Genomic DNA, 19,636 nt, shown 5'->3' with positions numbered 1-19,636 from the left:
TGAAACGCCGCTTTTCCCAGATAGCTTGGGGAAAGCGGCGTTTTTAATGAGACGGACTAGCCTCCAATTTGAGACATACGCCGAGCCGTCGGCGTGTGGCTTTGTGCTTTTTTCTCCAAGGCTAATGCCATTTCGTGGTTATGTGGCTTGTTGCCCAGAGCTTTGCGGAATAAGGCCTGCACTGCTGCGGGATCGCTTATTAGGGGACGGACATTGTACTCATCTTCCCAATACAGACAAGCTTTGATATGGCCATCTGCTGTTAGTCTTAGACGATTGCAGTTATCGCAAAAGTGATCGCTTACGGGATGGATTAATCCGAACGTTCCTTGTGCTCCAATAACCCGCCGATTCTGGGAAGGGCCATTACCAGATGGCATCTCAGCTTCCTCGGTTTCCCAGCCGGCCGCAGTACAAGCTTCTATTACAGTTTCCAGCGGCAGATAGGATTGGCGCCAAGAATCAGTAGCACTTCCGATGGGCATATATTCAATAAAACGTACATTTAGTGGACTGTTCAACGTAAGGGAGATGAAGTCTTTGATCTCGTCATCATTAATCCCTTTCATCAATACAACGTTAAGCTTGATCGGCTCCAGCCCGGCAGCTTGTGCTGCCTCGATCCCCTTTAGTACCTTGGAGACCACACCGCCGCGTGTAATCATAGAGAAGCGATCTTGCCGTAAAGAGTCCAGACTGATATTCACCCGTGACAACCCGGCTTCTTTTAGCAGTGCTGCTTTAGCTGGAAGCATTAATCCGTTCGTAGTCAGTGAAATATCGTCGATCCCCGGAATGGCGGATATCATAGTTACCAGCTTCTCCAGGTCTTTGCGTACAAGAGGTTCTCCACCTGTTAGCCGTACCTTGCGTAATCCAAGTGGTGCTAGCGATTCCACAACTGCGGTGATTTCCTCATAGCTCAGAATCTCGTCCTGCGGCTGGAATTCCATCCCTTCCGCTGGCATACAATAAATGCAACGCAGGTTGCAGCGGTCGGTAACCGAAATGCGGATGTAATCGTGTAAACGCCCAAAAGGGTCCGTCAGCGGCTCCATAGCGTTGCTCCCTTCATTTGTTGGTGTTTTGAATGCTTCCCGCCTTAAGAGGAGGCGAAGGTGTTTATACTTGTTTAGAATTTTAAAGATCGCTCGCGGGTACGTCAATGAGCAAACTATTGAACGGGTTAAACTCCCCCTATTTGAATAAGGAGGGTTGTGATTTAATTGCATAATAATGGACAAACTAAATAGAATGACAAAGCCGAAATAAACTTGCAAAAATGTGACAAAAGTACGACAAATGAAGTGATTAGTCATAGAATGCTCACGGAAAGCGCTTTTAATATCCGATATAATCTAGGTGCGGATTACTTTTACGTTCACTTTTGCGAAAACAGAAAGGATACCGGAAATTGCACGTCGATCATGTGACGGTGTGTGACCGGGAAACCCAATGAGGAGGATTTGCAAAATGACTATGCAAACTGTTCCATCGCTCGCCGTGCCGGAGGCATTTAGCCATTGGTTGGAAAGTCGGGGATTAATATATCAGCTTTTAGTGGATTTTTTGGGTAGAAAACCATCACTCTCACTTGTGGCTCAGTGGAGCCGCAATCGCAAGATGAGTGTTGCTGCAGAGATGACGGAAGGCGGACGGGAACTGAAGCGCTATCTGAGTCAGGAACCGAATAAGCTACCCCATATATGTGAGAAAGAGACCCAAGAGTATAAACGGCTTATGCACGAACAGACAGTAAGCTCTTTTAAATTACGTGAAGCTGCTATTCTGGGTCGTTCTGAAGATTTCTGCAACGTGCTTGCTGATGTGTATACTTCCGCAGGAATTGTATTTAACAAATGTAATGGTGAAGCTGATGATCATATTGCTATTGAGCTGGAATTTATGGCAGTAATGCATGAGCGGATGTTGTACAATAGCTTCTCAATTAGAAGTGCTATGGATCTACTTGATATTCAGGTAGCCTTTTTGGAAGATCATTTACTGCAATGGACTCCACAGTTCTGTGAGAAGTTAAATGCAGCAACGAATAGTACGTTGTATTTGGGACTTTCCCATATGCTCGCTGAGTTTCTACCCCTTGATCTGCAGATGCTGCGTTCCTGGAGAGCTTCGCTGGAGAGCAGTGCAACAGCAATGGTATAACAACACTATAATACAGAGCCCGGCCTATAAATTAGGTCGGGTTTTTCTTGCTGTGGAAGTGTAAATAGTGATGTAAATAGAGGTCCAAGTGGAGTAGACAAATGAAGATTTGAGTGAAGTCCCAAATGACAATCCAAGTGAAGCTCTAGAAGAATAATTAGGGAATTTCTCCCTAAAACTCTGAAATTATTGGTCATAAGACATGTAATTAGGGAAAACCTCCCTATAATTCACCTGATTTGGCGCTAAATCAGGTGAATTAGCTAAATTACAGGGAGAAATTCCCTGATTCCATTAATTTAGAGCGAATATCGAAAATTTAGAGGGAGTTTTTCCCTAATTAGTTTAGACCTACTGTCCACCGCACAACTACCCATCGTAAATCATGCACCGCCTACCGCACAACCGCCTATCGTCAATCCCCCGTCCAACCACTCATCACCCACCTACAAAAGTCTAATAGGTTACTTTGCCCATTCCATAAAAAAGAAGCTGCCCCAAAAGTAGTATTCACTACTTTGGAGACAGCTTCTTCATTTAGCAGGTGTACTTGATATGCATCAAGTGTTCTAGTCAATTACCTTTTTACTGCGGAATTTCATCAGGAATTCATACACGACTGGCACTACTACAAGTGTCAGCAGTGTGGAGCTGATCAAGCCGCCGATAACGGTAACGCCTAGCCCTTTGGAGATGATCCCTGCACTGTTTTCAAGTCCTGTAACCAGTGGCAGCAATGCACCAATCGTTGCAAGTGCAGTCATCAGGATTGGACGTAAACGTGTGCCGCCTGCTTCAAGCAAGGCTTGACGTGTGGTCATTCCTTCTTTTTCCTTATGAATAACGCGGTCGATGAGGACAATGGCATTCGTGACTACGATACCAATCAACATCAGCGCACCCATGAGGGAGGAGACGTTTAAGGTTTCCCCAGCGATCAGAAGGGCTACGAGTACCCCGATAATGGTGAAAGGAAGTGAGAACAGGATAGCAAATGGAGCTAATCCACCGCCAAACGTAACCACAAGCACGAAGTATACAATGGCAATAGCCGCCGCCATAGCAATACCTAATTGACCAAATGTGTCATTGATCTGCTCGGTTACACCACCGAAGCTAACTGTCACGCCATCAGGTAATTCCATAGCATCTATTTTTTCCTTCACGAGGTTTGAAGCACTATTGACGTCACTTGAAATAATCTCGGCAGTGACATCCACCTTCATTTTACCGTCCATCCGAGTAATCGAGTCAGGGGAAGAGCCGTTTTCAATTTTAGCGACTTGCCCGATTGGCACGGAAATGCCTAGTGGTGAAGTCAATGTAGCCTCTTCCATTTCTTTAATACTCTTATACGTTTCTTTATCAGTTTCGATATAGACTTTGTAGTTCTTGCCGTCCATTTCTACTTCTGTGAGTACTGGACGTGTACCTGCAGGAGCAAGCTTCATCGCAATTTGTCCCGCTGTAAGTCCAAGGGAGCTAAGCTTTTCTTGATCCGCTACAATCGTATATTGATCGTAAGCTTCTTTGAGACTTGTTTCGCCATCCTTGAAATTAGTGGTGTCAGCCTGTACGATCTTGGCGATCTCATCCGCTACCGGCTTAATTTGATCTAGTTCGTCTCCGAATACATTCACGGTTAACGTGCTTCCACCCATACCTCCGCTCATCATCGCGGACATATCGCCCCACACACCATCTGGGACTTCTGCGGTTAAGCCTTCGATCAACTTCTCTTTTACATTTTCGAAATCAGGAGTATTACTATCGTAAACGATGAAAAAGAGTCCTGAGTTGCTGGATCCGCCCATACCCATCGGGCCGCCGCCACCAATGGAATATTGCATTTTATCTACATGCTGCTGTGCTAAAATATATTTCTCAGCTTTCAGGCCTTGTTCTTGAACTTCTTCAGTTCTTTGTCCAGCCTTCGGTGAGTAGGTTAGCATAACCGTTTTATCCTCTTGGGAAGGCATAAAGCTAACGCCGATAGGCTTGATCAGGAACAAGCTGCCCGCCAGGAGCAGAACCGCTACTCCGAACGTAACGAGTTTATGGGAAAGACACCAGTTCAGAATCTTTTGGTAACCGGCAGACATTCTGTCTGGTTTCTCACTATGGGTCTTCTTACCTTTCAATCCGTTGCGGAACAGGGAGTGCGCCATTGCAGGAACCAGGGTAATCGCAACTACCAATGAAGCGAGCAGGGCGAAGACCATGGTTAAAGCGAAAGGCAAGAACAGCTCTCCAACCATACCACTTACTAGAGCAAGCGGTAAGAACACCGCGATGGTTACAATCGTAGAGGACATGATCGGTACGAACATTTCACGAGTGGCTGCACTGATTAATTCCCGGCCTTTTAGCTTCTCGCCAGATAACGAGAGTCGCCGGTATATGTTCTCTATGACTACAATCGAGTCATCGACTACCCGTCCGATGGCAACGGTCATCGCTCCAAGGGTCATCATATTCAGTGTGATATCCATTTGACGCAGACATAACACTGCGATCAGTAGTGATAATGGAATTGAGATGATAGAAATGATCGTCGAACGAATATTCCGCAGGAAGACCAAAATGATAATTACTGCGAAAAGGGCACCAAATACTGCCTTGGACAGCATTGTATTTACGGAGTCCTCAATTGGCTTACCTTGGTCAAGCAGAACTGTAAGGTCAATGCCTTTATATTGTGCTTTTAATTCTTCAGTTTTGTCCTTAACACCATTTACGACATCAACAGTGTTGGCATCGTTGGCTTTGACAATCTGGATACCGATCGATTCTTTACCATTCGTACGGGAGATCGATTCAGAATTCCCAACAACCTCAATTGTAGCAAGCTCTCCCAGCTTCACGGTTGGCAATCCCATATTTGCAGCTCCGCCAGCAGCACCTGCACCGGCAGCGCCAGCTCCAGCTCCAGGAGCCCCAGCGCCAGCAGCACCAGTTGGCATTACTGGAATGGTCACATTTTTAAGATCTTCAACGGTGGTGATGTTGCCATCCACGACAACTGCCTTTTGAGCTTTGTCCATCTCGAACAGTCCTAGTGGAACACGGAGGGAAGAGCCTTGAATGATCCCTTTAACCGTATCTTCGGTCAGTCCGTATTGCTTGAGCTTCTCTTGATTGAACTTAAGCGAAACTTCTTTGACGTATTGTCCAGAGATTTGAATAGAAGCAACACCCTCAACATCTTCAAGGGCAGGGCGAATATCGTTCTCGGCAATACGGGTTAGTTCCTCGAGATCTTCTGAATCCCCATTCGATAAACTAAGGGAGACGACAGGCATTGAGCTAAGGCTAAAACGGGAAATGGAAGGCTTTTGCACATTGTCTGGCAATGAGACCTCATTCAGCGCTTCGCGAACAGCTGCTGTAGCATTATCCAGATTCGTTCCATAATCAAACTCGATTTGGATACTGGAGGCATTCTCCAGAGAAGTGGAGGTGATTGTCTTTACACCATCCACATTGCGCAGCTTTTGCTCCAACGGTTTGCTGACATCATTAACGACGCCTTCTGGTGCAGCACCCGGATAAATGGTTGTTACGCTAAGATAGGGTATACTAATATTAGGTAAGGTTTCTTGCTTCATTGTCAGTCCGCTATACAAACCGGCAAATACAATAATTATCGTCAGAAGCCAAATGGCAAATTTGTTCCTGAGCGAGAAATTAATTAAGCTTTTCATAAGTGTTGTTTCTGCTCCTCTCGGGCCTTTTTTTTACGAAATAGGACGCCATTTTGAAAATTTATAATACTCGCTATCCATGTTCTTCTCTCTCACGAACTCTTTAAAGAGCAATTAACGAAATAGGCATGAATGATTTGAAAAAGAAGTAACCAGCTTTCTCAATTCTTCCAATGGTCTAGTGAGCTCTGAGCAGGATTGGAGGTTGGACAACATCCCCTGTATGATTGCTTTGCGTGGGTGTGGTAAGAGAACTTCGCCTTCTAGAATGTTGAGTGATTCCAGCAAATCGGCTGACTCTTCCGGTTCTATAGTATCTAATTTACTAACCACAGTCTTCATGTCCTTAATGATCTGCAGTGGATTCTTGCGCTTACTCTCCTCATTTTCCTCCATCCAGCTTGCTAGAATACTAGAGTTGATGAGAGGGGCCTGCTTACTTGTAAGAAGTCCAGCTACAATAATATCTAGCAGATTCATTAGATGATCAGCCATAACGGCAAGGGACAAGTGGGTATCCTGACGAAAAATAACCGCAATATATGACTTGATTAGTCCATGACCTACAATACATAAATCTCCGGTATAGGGAACGATGTCTTTTCCATAAAGGGTCTCCATCTTCACCTGAAACCAGCGCAAGAAGGAAGCATTGTTTCTACGTAGCCATTCCGGTACTTCAGTATCAAATCCTTTTCCTGCAACTTCCTGAATTTGACGCTGTAAGAACTCCCGTAATTCGTATACATGGCTCAGTAGAATTTCTATTTGATTCCTAAGCTTTTCACGCGGTGTTCTTTGGGTTTCTTGTTCTTCACGTAATAAGGGATCACGAATCATTCGGTAACAATAGAGAAAAATACTGCGTTCCAGTTCTTCTTTGGATTTGAATACTAGATACAAGCTTCCCTTCGAAATTCCGCATAATTCGGCGATCTCTTGCATGGACGTGGAAGAAGAGCCTTTCACAGCGAATAACTGCATGGCGATCTTAATAATCTGTTCCTGCTTGTCCACAGTTTTATCGCTCATTGGGGGGATAACCTCCTTTCTGACTACCCAGTTCTATAATTGACTAATCGGTCAAAATAATTATATTCGATCCATCTTGTCATTACAAATTTCAGAACAGAAGGGTTACAGTTTTGTTGTAAATAGATTTTTACACAGTAATTGTCTAGGAAGATATAGGTTCTTCATGTAATATATAAAATGTGTCATTTTGGTGTTGCTTTTATGAATAAGAAGGTAGGTACAATATGAGAAGAGGACTTCAATCTATAATTATTATTGGGGCTTTCATAGCATTTTATTATTTTGGTTTTGGTATTTTTGGGAGTACTGCTGGAACAATTATTAGTATTTTCTCCACACTGACAGTCGTTTCAATTAGCTTAGCTATTTTTATGGAGAATCGTAATCCTTCTACTACGATGTCATGGATTCTTTTGCTTGCGTTGATCCCGGTGCTCGGTTTGGTCTTTTATTTTCTATTTGGACAGAATGTATTTAAACGTCGTAAATATGATAAAAAAGCACAAAGAGATCTTATGGCCTATGAGCGGATTGAGAATGACGCTTTGCGTACGCATCAAGATTGGTCGGTCTTTGACCCCTCGCGTCAAAAACTACTATTATTATCCAAGACACTAGCACGTACCCCTATTTCCTTTGCTTCAGAGACGCGTATCCTAACCAATGGTGAAGAGACATTTGGGACATTACTGCTAGAGCTGCGACAAGCGAAGCACCATATACATATGGAGTATTACATCTTCCGTGCAGATCACATTGGAACGCGTATTCAACAGATTCTGATCGCAAAGGCGCGTGCGGGAGTATCTGTCCGATTTATGTATGATGCTGTAGGTAGCTTTCAACTCTCCAGAGCCTTTTTGAAGGAGTTAGTTGACGCTGGAGTACAAGTGGCATCGTACGGTAATTCCACCTCCTTTTTCTCTAGCCGGGTTAATTACCGGAATCACCGAAAAATCGTCGTCATCGACGGTGATGTCGGGTTCATGGGTGGACTGAATGTGGGGGATGAATATTTAAGCCGCAGCAAAACTTATGGATTCTGGCGTGACACCCATATGTTAGTTAGAGGTGAAGCGGTACGGACGATGCAAATCATCTTCTTGCAAGATTGGATGCATACTACAGGTGAAAAAATACTGGAGCAGGATTATCTAACACCACAGCTACACTTTATGACAGGGGACGGAGCAGTACAGATCATAGCGAGTGGGCCGGACAATGAACGCCGTGCACTCAAAAATATATTTTTCTCCATGATCACCTCAGCTGAGAAATCAGTTTGGATTGCCAGCCCTTATTTCATTCCGGACGAGGATATCCTGACTGCGATACGTGTAGCGGCTATATCTGGTCTAGATGTTCGCTTGTTATTCCCTGCTAAGCCGGATAAATGGATTCCGTTTCTGGCTTCGCATTCTTATTTCCCGGCATTGCTGGAGGCTGGAGTGAAGATTTATGAATACGAGAAGGGCTTTATACACTCTAAGCTGTTAATCGTGGATGGTGAAATAGCGACTATTGGTACAGCAAACATGGACATGCGGAGCTTCCATCTTAACTTTGAGGTAAACGCATTGCTTCTTCAGACAGAGAGTGTTACACGAATCGTTGCTGATTTTGAACGCGATTTATTGTCCACCACTCAGATTGTACATGAGACCTTTATGAATAAACGCATGGTGGTACGTATACTGGAATCTGCCGCCAGATTAATGTCTCCACTGCTATAACTTCATTACAGATTAAACCACCGCGGAGGGTGCTGCCTTCTCTGCGGTGGTTTTTGTTTAAAAAGTAGTAAAGCCCAGGTTAGTCTGCAGCCGGAACAGGATGTACTTGAACCAGGTCACATCGCTCTGGTAGGCCTCAAAAGGTAAAGTGAACATATGACCCTCGTTATTCCATAGCCGATTAAAGTAGGCTTCCATATCTTTGAACAGCGGCTGATCTTGCTTCATAGAAATCCACAGATCATTCTCGAGATTGTAGTCATCTAGATTGCGTGTGGTGAAATTGGTGGAACCACCAAGAATGATGGATCTCTCGGTTTGTTTGGCGATAAAGAGCAGCTTCGGATGATATTGCTCTTTGGTTGTATTGTACCAACGAATAGAGATTTCGCCGTTCGTACGCTTGTTCAGGTCCATGGCAACTGGACGGTTAGGGATTCCGATTTTATCACGACCGAAGGCGTTCTGGTTTGGATCTAGGATCAGGTTTACCTTAGCCCCGCGTGAAGTAGCCTCTACCAACGCATCCAGAATGGCATCATCAGCAAGGTAGAACATCCCCATCCATACGGTATCCCCCTTCTGGGCGGACCTAATGCCTTGCAGCGCATATTTGTATACCTTTCCTTCTGTTAAATAGCGAACTTCTAGAGCTTCCGCTGATGGTAGGTTTTTTTCTTGGGTGAAATTGGGCTTATGAAGTAGCAATGGATCTGCATCTGAAAGATTGGCTGCCGCCTGCTCGGTCTGGAGAATATCGGCAATAATTGGACCTTGTACCTCCAAAGCAATATTGGAGTGGTAGGCGCTGGCATCGTGAACATTTCCAGAGGAAATTAGTGCAGTGTTCTCACTGACAATTACTTTGCGATGGTTCGCCTTCACATTCAGCAGCTTCAGATAAGATCGAGCGGTAATATCCGGTCCACCACTGGCCATAAGATTGGGGATAAAGCCCTTACCGGATTGTCCGAACCATTGAATGAAGGTGCGCCAGACGGCTGAATAGGCAGGTGTAGAATCTCGCAGCGCATTAACATCGGTCATGATGACTCGGATCCCCACGGCCTTCATTTCTTCCAGAAGATGATTGGGTGCTGAATTGTAATTGGTATTGACCTCATCGGTAATGAAGACAATCTCCATTTCGGGATAGGTTTGCTTTTGTGAGATTAACTTATCTGTCAGCATTCGACTGACAGGAGGGAACGACTGATCCTTATGGGTATAATCATTGAACAGGAACAGGTCGATGACTAAGAACTCCCTTGACTCCTCGATGATATGTAGCATTCTCGGAAGAATTTCACTCTCTTGCTTACCTGTGTCCGTACCGTCTGGATAGGTTAGGTCATGCCAGAAGGATATATTATTCACTTTGTATATGGGACTTTCATAGGAAATCCCTGCGGGCAGAGGTTTATGTGTCTGGTATATCATTACGCCCATTAACCAGAGAATTAGAATGACGCAAGCCCATATCACTCGTTTGGGGCGTCGTGAAGAGGTGCGTTTCTTTGGAGCAAAAGCATGGGTTCTATCTTGTATCGCTTGGGGCTGAACGGGTTGTTCACGATCTGATCTCATCGGAAGTTCCTCCTGAAAGTATTGCAGAGCACTTCCTTTATAATTATTATGCTCCGGCGTGTACCAACCTATTAACACCTAGTGGGTAGAAATGAAGCAGTCTCCTTATCATTAACGTTTAATGACATAACACATAGGCTTATGTATAATGAGTGTGAAAGATTTGTATAATGTTTAGGATTGCTAATTTGGGCAGTTGCAATAAGGAAAGAGAGTGAGTTCTATCATGTATTCCATCAAACAGGTTGTTGAAATGCTGGATATTCCTTCTGTGACTCTCAGAGCTTGGGAGAACCGGTATCAGGCGGTTACCCCTGAACGAACCGAATCCGGGTACAGGCTGTATAGCCATGAGAATGTCGAGGATCTGCGCTGGCTGAAGGAACAGACCGAGCAGCAAGGGGTAAGCATATCGCATGCTGTTCGAATGCTGAAGGCTCGTAAAGAAAAACAACTGGATGATACGCTTTCAGTCGCAAGCGGAAATACTCAGGATGCTTTTGAGAAAATGAAAGAACAAATATACAATGCACTACATGACTTTCAGGGAGAGCGAGCTAATGCCTTAATTGATTTTGGTTTATCTCTTTATGGTTATGAAGCAATGTTCCATCAGGTACTTGTGCCAATCTTGATACAAGTAGGCGATGCCTGGGAAGCTGGCATAGCAACGGTAGCGCAAGAACATTACACCACGCATATGATCTCCAACCGGTTCTATCAAATATTCCACGTATTCCCCGTTTACTCCCATTTGCCGAAGGTGTTGGCTTTCTGCCCTGCAGGAGAGCATCATCAAGTCGGGCTGTTGTTATTCGCCTTGTTTTTGCGCAAAAACGGAATGGAGGTTATCTACTTAGGAGCTAACACGCCTGAGGAAGGGATCATCTCGATGCTGGAACAACAAAGCCGGGTAGGCTTGATTTGTCTGTCGATTACGGATAAAGATTTGATCCCCTTTAGTGAGGAGCTTATAGAGCGGCTAAGAAAGGTATGTCCAGGGGCTAAATTCCTCGTAGGTGGCAAGGGTTATGAAAGAGACCCTTCTTTATCTAAAGCGGATTATGTGATGACGGAACCTGCTGAACACTGGCAAGCGTGGTTTGATCATGTGTTTACAAGTATGAAGATTAAGTAATCCTTCTGATCAAGAAAATAGATATATAAATAGGAGTCTGTAATATCACTTTTGGGTGATATGGCAGGCTCTTTTTTTATTGAAAAAGGAGGGATCCTACAGAGTTATTTACATAGCTGTATAAACACTGTATGATATTTGTATAGTGTTTGTATGATTTTTGTATAACGTTTAATTGACATATAAAGCTGTGAAGGAGGGATCGTATGAGCAGAAGAAACACAGCTAGGGTTGCGGTGGTTGGAGGGGGTCCGGGAGGGCTTGCTGCTGCTATGCTCCTAGCTGCTGACGGCTATGATGTCGCAGTTTATGAGAAGCAGGAGGTTGTTGGAGGTCGTTCAGGTGAACTTCGTCTGGGTGATTACCGATTTGATCGTGGAGCTACATTTTTAATGATGCCGCATTTGCTGGAAGAGTTATTTGCCTCCGCTGGTCGATCCCTGAAAGATTATGTGAATTTGAAAGAGCTCGACCCGCTTTATTCGCTTCATTTTGGAGATACCGTATTTACCCCTTCTACGGATCAAGAGCGGACCGCTGAAGAGATAGAGAAGCTGTTCCCCGGAAACGGTAGTGGATATAAACGATTCATGGCTGAGGAACAGGATAAGTTGGACCGGGTGATTCCACTATTACAGCGGCCTTTTCAATCTATAGGAGACTATGTCAAAAAGGATGTTCTGCACGCGCTACCTAAGCTGCATGCAACCGACACTGTGTACAACAGACTTTCAAAGTATTTTGATGATGAACGCCTGAGGTTTGCTTTTGCGTTTCAGGCTAAGTATTTGGGGATGTCGCCTTGGGAATGCCCGGGTACCTTCACCATTCTTTCTTTTATGGAGCACCGATATGGACTGTATCATCCCATTGGTGGAATTAACCGTGTGCTAACGGCAATGGCAAAGATTATTTCGGAGTACAGTGGAATCGTACATACTTCTTGCGGAGTAAAGCGAGTCTTGGTACAGAATGGGCAGGCGTGCGGTTTATTGCTGGAGAATGGAGAGAAGGTGGAGGCCGATTATGTGGTGCTGGGAGCTGATTTTGGTTCGGCTATGACACAGTTATTTGAGCCTGGCATTCTTAAACGTTATTCACCGGATAAAATATCCCGTAAGAGGTACTCTTGTTCTACCGCGATGCTGTATTTGGGAGTCGACGGAGCCGTTGATTTAGCTCATCACTCCGTTCATTTCGCTGAAGATTATCGGCTTAATGTAGATGAGCTTACGCGGCTTGGCAAGCTTTCCGCGGACGCTTCGATATACGTTCATAATCCCTCGGTGTTAGATCCCACGTTGGCCCCAGCAGGCAAGTCATCTCTTTACGTGCTGATGCCAGTGCCCAACCTGACGGCTGATGTTAATTGGGAGCAGGAGGGTGAATGGGTCAAGCAAGATATGATGGAGCGTCTGCAGCGCATTCCAGGTCTAGAGAATTTGCCTCAGCGAATAGAGGAGAGTTTGTTCTTCTCACCACTGGATTGGCGGAACAAGCTGAATGTATACAACGGTGCAACTTTTAATTTGGCTCACAATCTCGGGCAGATGATGTATATGAGACCTCATAACACCTTTGAAGAGGTGAAGGGAATCTGGCTAGTCGGGGGAGGAACCCATCCCGGAAGTGGTCTTCCGACGATATTTGAATCGGCGAAAATTAGTGTGGCGCTGCTGAAGGAGCAAGACCGTGCAGCTAGATCTAAGGCCGTATCCGCAGGATTCGCCGGAACGGGAGCTTCATTATGAGCCGGATTGCTATTGTGGGCAGTGGCATAGGCGGTCTTACAGCAGCACTTCTGCTAAGCCAGCGTGGGCAGGAGGTTACGGTGTATGAACGTGCACCTCGGGTTGGCGGACGTGTGGCTTTTGAAGAGAATGGCCGTTACCGGATCGATCAAGGACCAACAATTGTACTTCTACCGGAGATGCTGCTGAGCATTCTGGAAGAGGGTGGCCTGCCTCCGGAGAGTCTGGAGCTGCTACGGTGCGATCCGCTCTACCGTGTTCATTTCAAGAGTGGACGTACCTTGACCAAAGTGAACGGGATAGAGGCACAGGCGGCTGAAATTGAGAAGTCTTTTCCCGGTGAAGGGCAAGGATTCATAAGATTCATGAAAGAGATGTCGGGTCTTTTTCCCTTAGGGAAAGCTTCTTTTCTGGAACGAGGCTTCAAGACTCGCAGAGCGTTTTTCAGCGTGAACAACTTGAGGCTAATGGTTCGTTTACGCGCCTATAAGAATCTTAGGGCCGCAATTGGGCAGTATTTTCGCAGTGATGAGTTGAAGGATGCCTTCTCACTACAGAGTCTATACATTGGTGGAGCACCTTTCCGCACTCCGGGTCTTTATACAATGCTTCCTTATGCAGAGCATGCCTTTGGAGTCTGGATGCTGAAGGGAGGATATGGGGAGCTGCCTCGAATCATTGCACGAGAGCTAGAAAGACGCGGAGTGTGCATGCACACAGGTACGGAAGTAGAGTCACTGCTTGTGGATGGTGGCAGATGCCACGGAGTAGTAGTTCATGGACAAGAGATAACTTACGATGCTGTGCTCTATAACGGTGATTTTCCACACTTGTCCGATCTTTTACCTGAAATTAAAGGGAGACAGTACCGTAAGGATTTCATGCCTTCATCAGGTTGTCTGCTCATCTATGTAGGAGTCTCCAAGCAATGGGAGGAGTCGCTGACACACCAGTTTTTTCTTCCTGATTCCTTGAATAAGAGCTTGCGTGATTTATTTGATCGCAAGAGCATCCCTGGTAAACCCTCCTATTATGTGTTCAATCCCGTGATGCTCGATGATACGGCGGCTCCTGAAGGAGAAAGTGTACTTTATTTTCTCATCCCAGTACCTGCCGGTGAAGAGATAGATTGGAATACGGCTGCAGAGCCCTTGGCTTCACAAGTCCTGGCAGACGCCGAAGAGCGAGGTTTTCCTGGGCTTGGTGCTCATACAGTCTGGCGAAAAATTCGTACACCGGCTGATGCTGCCAAGGAAGGTTTGTTCGGCGGTGGAAGCTTTGGGATCGCACCCGTGCTGACACAATCCGGTGTGTTTCGACCTCAGTCTAAGCCCTACAATATTGAAGGTTTATATGCTGCTGGTGCATCTGTGCATCCTGGCGGCGGCGTTCCTATTGTTATGCAGGGCGCAAAATTGGCAGTTCATGAACTGATGAAGGAGATGAACAATACATGAATGAACAAGTATTACAGAAATGTGAGGAAATGATCAGAAAGGGTTCTTCTTCGTTTTACAGGGCATTTGATGGCTTGCCTAGTCCACGACGGGAGGCGGTTCATGTAATCTATGCCTTTTGCCGCCTAATAGACGACAGTGTAGATGAGCCGGAAGAATCATCTTATACAATTCATGAGCTCCGAAATCATTTCCGAAACTTAGAGGAAGCAGAGGGGCATTTCATCTGGCCTGCACTACGTTGGTTGCTGCATCATTTTCCTCATTTGGATAAACAGCCGTTTCTGTTACAAATGGAAGGTCAGGTAAGAGATCTCTCCTTCACTCATTATGAGACGCTGGAAGAGCTTCTATCTTATTGTTATCTCGTAGCAGGTACTGTAGGAGAGATGCTGCTACCTGTATTGAGAGACGACGGAGGCGATGAAGCACAGGAAGCAGGGATCGCTCTTGGTATTGGTATGCAGATCGTAAATATTATCCGTGATGTGGGTGAAGATCTAGAGCGCGGAAGAAGGTATATTCCTTTGGAAATCATGAGAAAGAACGGGTACAGCCAGCAAGAGCTGGAACACGGAGTGGTTAATGAGTGTTTTGTAGCTGTATTGCAGGATCTTAGAAGAGAGGCATTGCTGTGGTTTGAGAAGGGTCTGAACAATGTGGATACTTATCCCCCGGAGAGTGGAATGGCAGTAGAATTGGCCGCCGCCTTTTATGCAGGTATTCTCGATGATGTAGCCGCAGGCAATTACGATGTATTTCGCAGGCGTGCCTATGTCAGTGATGAGGCTAAGCTTCGGATGTTCCATCGTACCGCTATGCGTTATGCGCCAAATTTAGGAGGCAAGGGCAGAACGGCGGTGTACTAAATGATCCGAATAGTATTCTGGGTATGGTACTTTATTGGAGCGCTGTTGTTAATATGGCTTGGCATTCCTGAAAGTTTACAATTTTCTAATGGTTTATTTCTTATTTTTTATGCAGCCTATGCTGCAGATTTAATTTACAAGGGGTCGAAGCAGCAATTAATGTCTGACCAGTCAGTCATTAAACAATGCAAGCCTGTTATTTGGGTGTCGGCTATTCTTATCTGGACCTTAGGCATGTCCGTTGAGTGGATTGGTGTTCATTCTGGTAAGTTGTTTGGTACTTATAATTACTCTGATATTTTAGGTCCGCTACTGTATGGGGTGCCTATTACTTTAGGCTTTGCTTGGATTGCTGTAATATACAATGCTGCTTTGATTAGTTACGATTTCGGACTAAGGGGACCACGATTATGGCTGGCAAAAGCACTTCAGATTGGGTTTTGGACTGTACTGCTGGATCTCGTATTGGACCCTGTTGCTCATGCTAGAGGCTTCTGGTATTGGGGTAGCAGTGGAGGATTCTATGGTGTGCCTTGGAGTAATTTCGCCGGATGGTTCATCGTAGGGATGATCTTATCCTTAACGCTACGTAACGTTAAGAGTACTAGTTTGTCTGTTCGTAGCGGGACCCGGTTATATCAAGCGATATTAATTTTATTTGGAACCATTGGTCTGCGTGAAGGCTTGCTGCTCTGTGGAGTTATTGCTGTACTAGGCGCGTTACTTGCTGAAGGGAGCTTGCGTTATGTTGGAAGCCGTCAAACACAAAGGCTTTGATAAGCTGTTCTATCAATACAATCGGCTTTATTTGATTCAGAGACATTTCCGTTATGTTGGGGTCGCTGGAGAATTGCAGCCACAATCTACGGGAGATAGACCCATTCTATATATTATGAATCATAGTTCTTGGTGGGATGGATTACTGGCTTACCATGCAGCGAGAACTATGACTAGTGGAGAGCACTTTTTCATGATGGAGGAAGAGCAGCTGCGAAAGTACGCTTTCTTTCGCAAGCTCGGCGCCTATTCGATTAATCGGCATAACACCGGGGATATTAGTGCTTCGCTCCGTTATACCGCAAGGTTACTACATGAACGAGGGAACATATGGATATGCCCCGAAGGGGAAATTCAGCCGCTGGAGCACCGTCCATTAAACTTGCAGGGAGGGGTAGGGTTAGTACTTCGATTATGTCCAGAAGCAGTTGTTGTACCTGTAACGCTGTATCATGGTTTGTTCCGACATTCCAAACCGGAGGCGACGTTGTTGGCGGGCAATGCTATATCTCATCCATGGCGTGCTATGGATCGTAACAGTATCGTAAAGGAGCTGCAGACTGTGCTTAGAGAGCAATTGGATCATCACCGTCTGATGATGGTTAATAACGGGGGTTATATTCCGGGGGGCTTTACTCCACTCATGAAGCAGGGCAGATCTATTAATGAATGGTTTGATGCTGTGCGACAATGGGGGGAATGATGATTCTTTTTCTGCAGATCATTAGTGGGTGCCTCCTCCTTCAATATTTATTTGCACTGTGGAATACAGCCCAGCTACCGAAGCTTGGGATATCGAAGTCGATACATACCACTAAGGTTAGTGGGAGTTCTTCTACGGAAGAATGTAATCGACGTGTGTCTGTACTGATACCGGCTCGTGACGAGGCAGACAATATTGGGGATTGTCTTGCTTCCGTGTTGGCCTGTACAAGTACAGGGTGGGATTTGGAGGTTATTGTTCTAGATGACCGATCTAGTGACGAAACAGGCAGGATTGCCAGAGCTATAGGAGATGAGCGTGTTAAGGTTGTGGACGGAAGAGAATTGCCAGATGGCTGGTTAGGCAAGTCTAATGCTTGCAATCAGCTAGTGGAGGCAGCTTCTGGAGAGTGGTTGCTGTTTCTTGATGCAGATATTCGGCTGAAGCCTGAAGCGTTGGAGAACGCTCTTGGCATGGCTGAAGCACAAGAAGAAGGTCTCATCACAGGATTTGCTTATCAGCATACTGGGACTTGGTTGGAAAAGCTTGTGGTACCTTTAATGACCTTTACGATCATTTGTCATTTGCCGATCCCTCTTGTTCGTGCTTCCCGTGATCCACGATTCGTAGCAGCACATGGAGGATTTATGCTGGTTCATAGGAATAGTTATATGCGCTGTGGTGGTCATGCGGCGATTCGAACGGATCTTGTAGATGATATGGCCTTAGCCCGTGGAATCAAGAAGGCTGGTGACCAAGTAACACTTGCTGATATTACGGAATATGCGGAAATGAGAATGTATCATAATGCCAGCGAGGTATGGAATGGCTACCGCAAAAATATTTATGCTGGATTAGGTCGCCGCCCTGTTATTTTACTGGGAATGTTAAGTTTGTATACGTTGCTATACGTGTTTCCTTTAGCTGCGTTTTTTTTCTTTAGTGCGACAGGTCAGGCTACTGAGGCTGCATGGGCTTTGTCGTCTAGTCTATTAGGCATTGCTATTAAGCGGATTAGTGATGCCTCTGCCAGACAATCTGTATGGTTATGCTTGCTGATTTCTGGGAGTATTGTCTGTTTGTTAGCCATTGCGATTAGTTCTTGGTGGGGCAGTCGTCCTGGTCAAGGCTATGAATGGAAAGGAAGGCGTTACCTATGAAACCAAAGGCAGTAATCATCGGTGCAGGTTTCGGTGGACTGTCCTGTGCTGTAACCTTAGCCTCGAAAGGCTGGGAGGTGACGGTGCTCGAACGCCAACAGAATCCTGGTGGCAAGCTGCAACGGATCGAAATCGATGGCTATACCTTTGACAGGGGCCCGAGCACGATAACAATGCCTCATGTATTTCGCTCACTGTATGAGCTTGCGGGTGCTTCCATGGAGGATTATGTCCAAATATATGAGCTGGAGCCGCGTACACGTAATATTTTTGCGGATGGAACTGTAGTGGATTTCTCTCGCGATCAAGTGTTTATGAAGGCTCAGATTGCCAAATACAGTTCAAGTGATGCGCTCCGGTATGATGATTTTATGGCTGAAGCTGCTATGCTTTATCAACTCAGTGAGAAGCAGTTCTTAAATAGATTGCTGTTGTCCTGGCGAGATAAGCTGTCTCTTCCTCTACTACGGGATCTGCTGCGAGTCAGGCCTTTTTTAAGTTTGCATTCACTCCTATTGAGATACTTTAGCCATCCTCACACCTTAGCGATGTTAGGTCGCTACGCTACCTACGTCGGATCTTCCCCGTTTCGTTCACCAGCTATTTTCGCCATGCTTGGATATGTGGAAAGTGTAGAAGGAGTTTATGGTGTGCGGGGCGGAACTTATAAGCTGGTCGAAGGTCTTTCAGAACTGGCACAAGGCTTAGGGGTTCGCATCATGACAGGGGTTGAAGTTACGAATATTTCCGTGGTAAATGGAGTAGTCGAAGGTGTGGATACAACACGAGGCTTTTACAAGGCGAAGACGGTTATTGCAGGGGGAGATGTGCTCACTGTTAACCGTATGCTTGTGCAGGAGAATAGCCGTCCTTCTATGAGTGATCGCAAAATCGCTGCTTATGAGCCCACTTTATCAGGGTTTGTAACACTCGCAGGTGTTCCTCGTAAATATGATGCTCTATTACATCACACGGTGTTTTTCCCTGAGCAGTATGAGTTAGAGTTTAGAGATATTTTTGAACGCAAACGTCCTCCTGAGCACCCGACAGTTTATGTGTGTCACTCTGGATACTCTGAGTCAGGCATGGCCCCTGAAGGAAGTAGTAATCTGTTTATTTTGGCTAATGCACCTTATATAAGTGAGGCCTGTGATTGGCGGACAGAGACTGCTTCCTATGGTAAAAGAGTACTTTCGGTGCTTGCGGGCCATGGAATTACAGGTTTAGATCAGAGTGATGTGCTCCAACATTATACACCTCAAAATATCGCAGATGACACACTGGCTCACAAGGGTGCGATCTATGGGATTTCCTCGAACTCGGTAGGGCAGACCTTCTTCAGACCAGGCAACCGTTCAAGCGATGTTAAAGGACTCTGGTATGTAGGTGGAACTACACACCCCGGCGGTGGCACACCGATCGTTTCGTTATCGGGAAGGTTAGTCGGTGAACATATTGCTAGCCACGCGTAGAAGGTGATTTGTAGAATAATAGAGATGCGAATTGTAATCGCTAACCTCATATTGTAAATTCATCTGAAGGGATATGTTATAATA

Annotated in this window: 14 protein-coding genes; 10 read left to right on the top strand and 4 right to left on the bottom strand. The window is 45.5% G+C overall.

The annotated features are described in order from the left end of the window. Positions 1–56: 56 nt before the first annotated feature. Positions 57–1,058, bottom strand: a complete 1,002-nt coding sequence (gene moaA, locus NYE25_RS19215; protein ID WP_341146609.1) for a GTP 3',8-cyclase MoaA — start codon at positions 1,056–1,058, stop codon at positions 57–59. A gap of 415 nt (positions 1,059–1,473) precedes the next feature. On the opposite strand from moaA, the gene NYE25_RS19210 reads away from it, so the two are divergent. Continuing rightward, entirely contained in the window at positions 1,474–2,166 is a 693-nt protein-coding gene (locus NYE25_RS19210; protein WP_042192508.1) for a TorD/DmsD family molecular chaperone, read from the top strand. A 569-nt stretch (positions 2,167–2,735) separates the two neighbouring features. On the opposite strand, the gene NYE25_RS19205 is transcribed toward NYE25_RS19210, so the two are convergent. Next, a complete protein-coding gene (locus NYE25_RS19205; protein WP_341146608.1) occupies positions 2,736–5,870 on the bottom strand; it encodes an efflux RND transporter permease subunit in 3,135 nt (1,044 codons plus the stop codon). Between the two features lie 114 nt (positions 5,871–5,984). Next, the gene (locus NYE25_RS19200) at positions 5,985–6,902 is read right to left on the bottom strand and encodes a TetR/AcrR family transcriptional regulator (protein WP_341146607.1); all 918 of its coding nucleotides are present in this window, start codon (positions 6,900–6,902) and stop codon (positions 5,985–5,987) included. 227 nt (positions 6,903–7,129) lie between these two features. On the opposite strand from NYE25_RS19200, the gene cls reads away from it, so the two are divergent. After that, positions 7,130–8,638 carry a cardiolipin synthase gene (gene cls, locus NYE25_RS19195; RefSeq protein ID WP_076285643.1) on the top strand — a complete coding sequence of 503 codons (1,509 nt, stop codon included), beginning with the start codon at positions 7,130–7,132 and terminating at the stop codon, positions 8,636–8,638. Positions 8,639–8,695: 57 nt separating this feature from the next. Here the strand turns inward: cls and NYE25_RS19190 are convergent, their stop codons facing one another. Continuing rightward, entirely contained in the window at positions 8,696–10,225 is a 1,530-nt protein-coding gene (locus tag NYE25_RS19190; RefSeq protein WP_341146606.1) for a phospholipase D family protein, read from the bottom strand. Between the two features lie 226 nt (positions 10,226–10,451). Between NYE25_RS19190 and NYE25_RS19185 the strand changes: the two genes are divergently transcribed. The 8 genes from NYE25_RS19185 to NYE25_RS19150 all read left to right on the top strand — a co-directional run bounded on the left by NYE25_RS19185 (position 10,452) and on the right by NYE25_RS19150 (position 19,552). Further along, positions 10,452–11,363 carry a MerR family transcriptional regulator gene (locus NYE25_RS19185; protein ID WP_341051361.1) on the top strand — a complete coding sequence of 304 codons (912 nt, stop codon included), beginning with the start codon at positions 10,452–10,454 and terminating at the stop codon, positions 11,361–11,363. Positions 11,364–11,569: 206 nt separating this feature from the next. Next, complete coding sequence (locus NYE25_RS19180) at positions 11,570–13,114, top strand: phytoene desaturase family protein (protein WP_341051362.1); 1,545 nt, start codon at positions 11,570–11,572, stop codon at positions 13,112–13,114. Then, positions 13,111–14,571, top strand: coding sequence for a phytoene desaturase family protein (locus NYE25_RS19175; protein WP_341146605.1), 1,461 nt, complete (start codon positions 13,111–13,113; stop codon positions 14,569–14,571). The genes NYE25_RS19180 and NYE25_RS19175 overlap by 4 nt, the downstream gene beginning before the upstream one ends. Further along, positions 14,568–15,440, top strand: a complete 873-nt coding sequence (locus NYE25_RS19170; protein WP_341146604.1) for a phytoene/squalene synthase family protein — start codon at positions 14,568–14,570, stop codon at positions 15,438–15,440. The genes NYE25_RS19175 and NYE25_RS19170 overlap by 4 nt, the downstream gene beginning before the upstream one ends. Continuing rightward, on the top strand, positions 15,441–16,217 hold the full coding sequence (locus NYE25_RS19165; protein ID WP_341146603.1) for a carotenoid biosynthesis protein: 777 nt from the start codon (positions 15,441–15,443) through the stop codon (positions 16,215–16,217). Then, positions 16,186–16,920, top strand: a complete 735-nt coding sequence (locus NYE25_RS19160; protein ID WP_341146602.1) for a lysophospholipid acyltransferase family protein — start codon at positions 16,186–16,188, stop codon at positions 16,918–16,920. The genes NYE25_RS19165 and NYE25_RS19160 overlap by 32 nt, the downstream gene beginning before the upstream one ends. After that, the gene (locus NYE25_RS19155; RefSeq protein WP_341146601.1) at positions 16,917–18,080 is read left to right on the top strand and encodes a glycosyltransferase; all 1,164 of its coding nucleotides are present in this window, start codon (positions 16,917–16,919) and stop codon (positions 18,078–18,080) included. The genes NYE25_RS19160 and NYE25_RS19155 overlap by 4 nt, the downstream gene beginning before the upstream one ends. Then, on the top strand, positions 18,077–19,552 hold the full coding sequence (locus NYE25_RS19150) for a phytoene desaturase family protein (RefSeq protein WP_341146600.1): 1,476 nt from the start codon (positions 18,077–18,079) through the stop codon (positions 19,550–19,552). The genes NYE25_RS19155 and NYE25_RS19150 overlap by 4 nt, the downstream gene beginning before the upstream one ends. The last annotated feature ends 84 nt before the right edge of the window (positions 19,553–19,636 follow it).

The organism is Paenibacillus sp. FSL E2-8871, from assembly GCF_038000345.1.
Taxonomy (GTDB): domain Bacteria; phylum Bacillota; class Bacilli; order Paenibacillales; family Paenibacillaceae; genus Paenibacillus_AQ.
This window is presented reverse-complemented; position numbering and strand designations above follow the sequence as displayed.